This is a genomic window from Microbulbifer aestuariivivens (assembly GCF_039545115.1).
GTDB classification, from domain to species: Bacteria; Pseudomonadota; Gammaproteobacteria; order Pseudomonadales; family Cellvibrionaceae; genus Microbulbifer; species Microbulbifer aestuariivivens.
In genome coordinates this window covers 170505-176504 of record NZ_BAABRT010000007.1, presented here as the reverse complement: position 1 = coordinate 176504, position 6000 = coordinate 170505, and the positions used below count along the sequence as shown (strand labels likewise).

The 6000-nt window shown below is 53.5% G+C and carries 4 protein-coding genes; all 4 read right to left on the bottom strand.

Annotated features, from left to right (window positions below; genetic code table 11):
* Window positions 1-239: 239 nt before the first annotated feature.
* The 4 genes from ABEA58_RS06305 to ahr all read right to left on the bottom strand — a co-directional run bounded on the left by ABEA58_RS06305 (window position 240) and on the right by ahr (window position 5891).
* A complete protein-coding gene (locus ABEA58_RS06305) occupies window positions 240-740 on the bottom strand; it encodes a PIN domain-containing protein (protein ID WP_345549851.1) in 501 nt (166 codons plus the stop codon).
* Entirely contained in the window at window positions 721-1794 is a 1074-nt protein-coding gene (locus ABEA58_RS06300; protein ID WP_345549850.1) for a helix-turn-helix domain-containing protein, read from the bottom strand. The genes ABEA58_RS06305 and ABEA58_RS06300 overlap by 20 nt, the downstream gene beginning before the upstream one ends.
* Window positions 1795-2780: 986 nt before the next feature.
* Window positions 2781-4592 carry a DUF3592 domain-containing protein gene (locus ABEA58_RS06295; protein WP_425563517.1) on the bottom strand — a complete coding sequence of 604 codons (1812 nt, stop codon included), beginning with the start codon at window positions 4590-4592 and terminating at the stop codon, window positions 2781-2783.
* A gap of 291 nt (window positions 4593-4883) precedes the next feature.
* The gene (gene ahr / locus ABEA58_RS06290) at window positions 4884-5891 is read right to left on the bottom strand and encodes an NADPH-dependent aldehyde reductase Ahr (protein WP_345549848.1); all 1008 of its coding nucleotides are present in this window, start codon (window positions 5889-5891) and stop codon (window positions 4884-4886) included.
* Window positions 5892-6000: the final 109 nt, after the last annotated feature.

Here is a 6000-nt window from a genome sequence, read left to right as displayed (position 1 = left end):
GATGCGATCGTTAGTATGGATCATGGGGTTTATCCTTGGTTTTGACTTTGGGTTTAGGCACCTTCATCAAAACCGGTAAACCCCTTCTTTTCAAGGAGAGGTGTCAGATTTGGTCTGAACTAATCCAAATAGAAATATTGCCTCAGTTTTCAGTTTCAAAGGCCGGCGACTTGCGATGATCTGGAGTAGTTGAGCAATATCAGTGTCGAACTGGAGTGGGGGCGCTGGTAGACCTCCAGTCAGGAGTTATTATTGTCCTTGTCTAGTTCATCAAGCCGGGCTTCGGCAACTGCCCAAGGTAGTCTTCGGCCGGTTTCTTGCATTTTCTGGAATGCAGCCCGCGCCTCATCGGTGGTAATCAATGCCTGCTTTACCATCATTTCTACCAACCAAATGGTGCCTCTGACCATGACAGATTCCTTCTCGGCAGCAGTTCTTAAATCTTTGTCACCAGTTAATAAGGGGCACTTTTCCTGCGCAGCCAGCGCGAGGGCAAAACAGTCGTTCCGACTAGGTCTGGTATAGCGGGGGATCAATTCTAGAGCGTAGCTCATGGTATCTCCGCTGAGCTCACTAAGCTGTAGCCCCATGTCAAGAAGGCTCTGGTGCTCTTCCTCCAGCTCCTCATAGAACAAAATATCTGGAATAGAGAATTGATAGGGCAGCTGAAACATTAGCTCAATCAGCTGCCCTTCCTCCAAGTCAATTAGGATGTTGGCATCACTGATGAGAAGCTGCATCAGAGACCCCTAGCTTTCGCTCCTTATGAAAGCTCGACAGAGACATACCTATTAGCTCCGCCGCTTTGGGCTCTCCGATATAGCCCTCCCCAAGTGCGCGGTAAACCAATTGCTTAAACAAATTGGTCTCCTCCTGTGGATACGCCTGCCCAGGCTCTTGAGTACGCCAGCCACGCTTACTGAAAGTCATGTAATATCGTTTTTGTAAACTCTCAGAAATAATCCCGCACTGACCCACGCGAACCAGGATTGCCATCATGCTCACCCCAAACTCATGCTTGAGCATAAATAATTCGCGAGGCTCAATGGCTCCGCGTCGATCCCCCAAGTGCTGTAATAACGCTGGCTTGGGCAATAGGAAAGCTCCTGCAAAATGATTGCAGGCTTTTTCTTCGTCCAAACCCTCACTTAAACGGCCACTAAGAACCAGATGGCCTAGCTCATGGGCAAGTGTAAACCGTTGGCGATCACCAGGATGGTGCGACGAAATCACGACTACCGGCGTACTATCAATGGTGCCCGCCAGTCCATCAAACTTCTTCTTAGCTTCGATATCCGTCGAGATAATCATTATCCCCTTGGACTCTAGGGTATCTATCAACTCTGGAATTGGATTCAACCCCAATGCCCAAGCCGATCGCATCAGGATCGCTATATCTTCTATTTGCTCGAAAGACGTAACCTGATCAGGCAAGCCATCTGGCAGGCAAAAAGGAGGGACCGGCTCTACAGAGTCAGGATAAAGATCAAGCAGCTCTGTCCACCGCTCTGCTTGATCCATCACGTCGCCATTTATCTGATCAAGTAGCTTTTGCGGCGTATTCGCTCGTTTACGGTATTCAACACCCTGCAAATCGACTTTAAGTGGACGGAAAAAGTACTCTGTGCGGACACCCAAAGCCTTAGCCAGCTTAAGCAAGTTTGCAGAAGTCGGCATTGTCTCGCCATGCTCGTACTTTTTGATGGCATTAGCTGATACACCCACTTCGGTCGCGAGCGCACTCATAGATAGCCCCGCTGCCTTGCGGGCGCGCATCAAACGTTCTGAGAACACGTCCACCTCCATACGAAGCAATTTGTTAGATAGCCTGTGGTTTATAAATAAACATATTTCCCCAATAATATAAACCAGTTATCCACAGCTGTCGAGGTTGGGCTCTCCGTGACCCAATTATGCAGTACGGCCACAATTTCGTACCCAGCACCATCCTTGATCAATTAGCAGACAGCTCCAGAAGCCGATGCGACTCGCAGACGCACGAACCTGCCACCTACCAGCTGCGATCCCGGAAGCATTACTCCAGCCCTCCAGATAGCCCAGCCCCTAGCGCAAAAGACGTACAATACGCTTTAGCGGTGCGCTTGTTGAAAGCGGAGCATGGGTATCCACCACCCCTCCGACACGATTTCGCCCAGTATTTTTGCGTGGGACCGCAATAACAACTTGCCAGTCCTTATCGCGGCACCTCGAATGTGAGTAGGAGAGAAAAGGGAGAGCAGGCTATCTCAGCTTGGCGCTCACTTCGTGGGTGACATTGATGCCTCCTGGATGAATATCACACTGCGAATGCAGAGACGTTATGATGTGAGCAGAATGCATCGCTAGGATACGCCCACACTCTTACATCATCAGACCGATTTATGAGAATGGCGATCTGTCTAAATTTGAGTGCTTAAAATGCTTGTACCAATATTTGTACCAAAACTTAATGGCCGAAATGCCAAACCCAATATATACATGGCTAAAGCGCTACATTTCTGCATTTAGGTGCAGAATATCGAGTGAGGTTTCACAGCGGACTATTCCAGAGAATCTAGGCCAAAGCTCTGAGTGACACCAATACCCTTACATCTTTAGCTGTTACCACATTCTCAAGAACTACAAAGCTTCCTAAATAAGAAGGCTTTAGGTAACAGGAAAAGACTAAAACGGCAAAATGTTACTCTGACCCTAATTTTCCTAAAACGGCAAAATGTTACTCTGACCCTAATTTTCCTAATTTTCCCGCCAATCGCCTCTCACAAATTATTCCCCCTGCCTCAACCAGCATAAGTATCCACACTTTTCAGGCTGGTCAGCATCCCCAGATCTTGCTGCAACTGTGCGGCTGCCTGCTTTCCTTCCAGGCCGCTGCAGATCTTGATTTTTTCACCATTGCGGTGTTGCAGAACCAGATTGAAATACTCCACGCGTTTTCCACCGGAAGAGGATGCGCCCAGCTCCAAGCCCAAACCGCGGATCTGGGAACGCGGCCAGCTGAGCCGTTTGCGCTCCTTGCCGAAGCGCAGGATGCGATGCACCACCCGGTCCCTGCCTATGGATGTCTCGTAGCCGGTGGTCAGCATCAGCACACCCATTATCAATAACAGGAAGCCGAAGGCGGAAAAGGCGAGCGGGAATAACAGCGGTGCATCGGTAAATGCCACACCGATGCCGATGGCCAAGAACAGCAGCGCGTACACCATGAGCGGCTTGGCCAGCTTCTGTTTACCGGGGGCCTGGCTAACCACAAGCTCACCAGCGCGCTGCTTGATATCCAGAAACTGTTCGATCTCCTTGGTAAAATCCACCTGGCCTTTGACCAGCGGTGCCGGGTTGGCATTGGCAGCAGAGCGGCTGAACTGTGGAGAGGACCGTGAAGGGGCCGGTGCCGTGCGCATTGATGCCCCGCCACGGGCATCCTCTGCTTTTTCGAAGCTGGCGCGGCCATGCTTGGGGCGTGCAGCAGCCCGCTCTGGCTTCACTTCAACGCCCGGTACCCGGAATACCGGTATCTCATACTCCCGATCAAAATCCACGCCTTGCATCCGGCAGCGGACCTTGAGCGACCACCAGTAACCATCGCCATCCTCGATGCGTGAGGATTTCATGTCTTCGGGCACCGCAAAGGCAAAATAGAGCCGCGAACCGCCGGGGATATTGCGCAGCCGACCCCGCGATTTCAGCTCCCACAGGCAATCCGTCTCGCTCACGTCACTACCTTTATGGTTACGACGAGTGCGGGTATGCATCTGCTGCAATATCAACTCAAACCTGTCCGCCAGCCCAAAACGGCGTGGAAACGGCAGGTATCCCGCCACCCGGCCACCAATCTGGCCGGGAAATGGGTCCAGCACCACCGGGACCGGACCGAAGCGCCGGTGCTCGATGGTCTTGTGTATTGCCCTGTACCAACTAGACCCCATCGCTATTAAAAGCACAATCAGGATTGCAGCAAAGAAAAGGTATTCTCGGTTTTCCAGTATTACTAGGCTAGCGGCCAGCATTGGCAAGCCGATCGCACTGACCACCAGCGCCACAAACCAACAAATGGCAAGAGTGGCACGGCTGTTGGAATAGATCCCTTCCACAGACCATTCACTTCGAGCCAGCCACGGGGTTCTGTCAAGCAGGGACTGATCCAGCACCGGCTGTCGCCGCCAGGTCAGGTACCACACCCCTGCGCCAAGCAGTATGAACACAGAACTCACCAAGCCCGGGAACAGCACCAGACGCCAGCGCAGGTCGCGATCCAGCACCGACTCCGCCGGGTTGTCGGGATTTACCCAACCCGGAAAAAACCGCCCCTGGGCGCGGTCCAGCCGACGATACAGATCTCGTTGATAGGAGCCGATGTTGTCACTACCGGTATGCAGGGAAACACGATTGCCGCTGTACTCTCGCCCGTCAAAGCGATAGCGGTAAGAACCGCTGACGCTATAGAGTCGGCTTCCATCGTCACTGCGGTCTGATTGCAGCTCGGCCTCGATAATCTGCGCCTGCATGGGTTGCCAGCCCTGCATCTGCATCCACTCCAGCAGGGGTTTGCCGGTGAAAATCGTCAGGAAGAATGCACCGGCGAAAAAAAACATCGCCCCGAATAATGTCCCAGAAGATTTCGACGCGCGCCTTTTTCCTGTGCTTGCCATTGCTGTTCCCCATGTCATCTTCTTATTTTTTGTATTTATCAGCAGAGCCTACCATAAGGGGCCAGCGTTAGTGCCAGGGTGAAGCCCCGGCACCCCATGCATATCAGGCAATTCCATTTCAGGCGCGCCCACAATTCCTTAATCACCAGTTGCAGAATTTTCCTAGCAGATGGGCATAAAAAAGGCCGGCGTGATGCCGGCCTTCTGACTGGGACAGAGTGAGCTATTTGAGGGTTACTTGCCCGCTTCCAGCACAATCCGATAGCGGGCATCGCCTTTCTTCAAGTGGACGATGGCCTCGTTGACCTTGCTCATGGGGAACATTTCCACCTTCGGCTCGACCTTGTGGCGAGCGGCGAATTCCAGCATCTGGGCAATGGTATCGGGGCTGCCGACCGGCGAGCCGGACACCTGTCGTTGGCCCATGATCAGCGGGAACACGCTGATATCCAGCGGGTCGGTGGTGGCGCCGACAAAATGCAGGCGCCCTTGGGGCTTGAGCGTGGACAGGTACAGGTTCCAGTCAAGCTTGGCGTTCACCGTGGAAATAATCACATCGAAACGGCCGGCGGCTTCGCCCACGGCGGTTTCATCGCGGGAGTTGAGGGTATGGTGGGCGCCCAGCTGCAGCGCCTCGTCGCGTTTGGAGTCACTGGAGGTAAACGCGGTTACTTCACAGCCCCAGGCGTTCAGGAACTGCAGCGCCAGGTGACCCAGGCCGCCGATACCGATAACGCCGACGTGGCTGTTGGGCTTGATATCGAACTGGACCAGCGGGTTGAACACGGTGATGCCGGCACAGAACAGCGGACCGGCCTTGGCCGGGTCGATGGAATCGGGGATCGGCACCACGGCCTCGGCCTGGGCGCGCACCTTGTCGGCAAAACCGCCGTGGTGGCCGACAATGGTGTGGGTGGCCTCGACACAGAGGTTCTGGTGACCGGAATTGCAAGAGTGACAGTGATTGCAGTAGCCCGAATGCCAGCCAAGACCCACCAGCTGGCCTTGGTGCAGATAAGTCACCTGCTCGCCGACCTGGCCGATGCGACCCACCACTTCATGCCCGGGCACCACCGGGTAGCTGGACATGCCCCAGTCATTGTCGATGATGCTTACATCACTGTGGCAGAGCCCGCAGTACATCACATCGATTTCCACTTCGTCGGGCTTCAGCGCCCCCGGATCGTACTGGTAGGGGGAAAGTTCACCACCGGCTTCGGTTGCGGCATAGGCGTTGATCATTGTCGGCTCCCGTTTATTGGTAAGTACTGTTGCGTAAATACTGTCAGCAGTAATTAGCGATAGTGGTCATTGGTAAAAATGGATGGCGTGCAAGCGGCTGAACCCACCA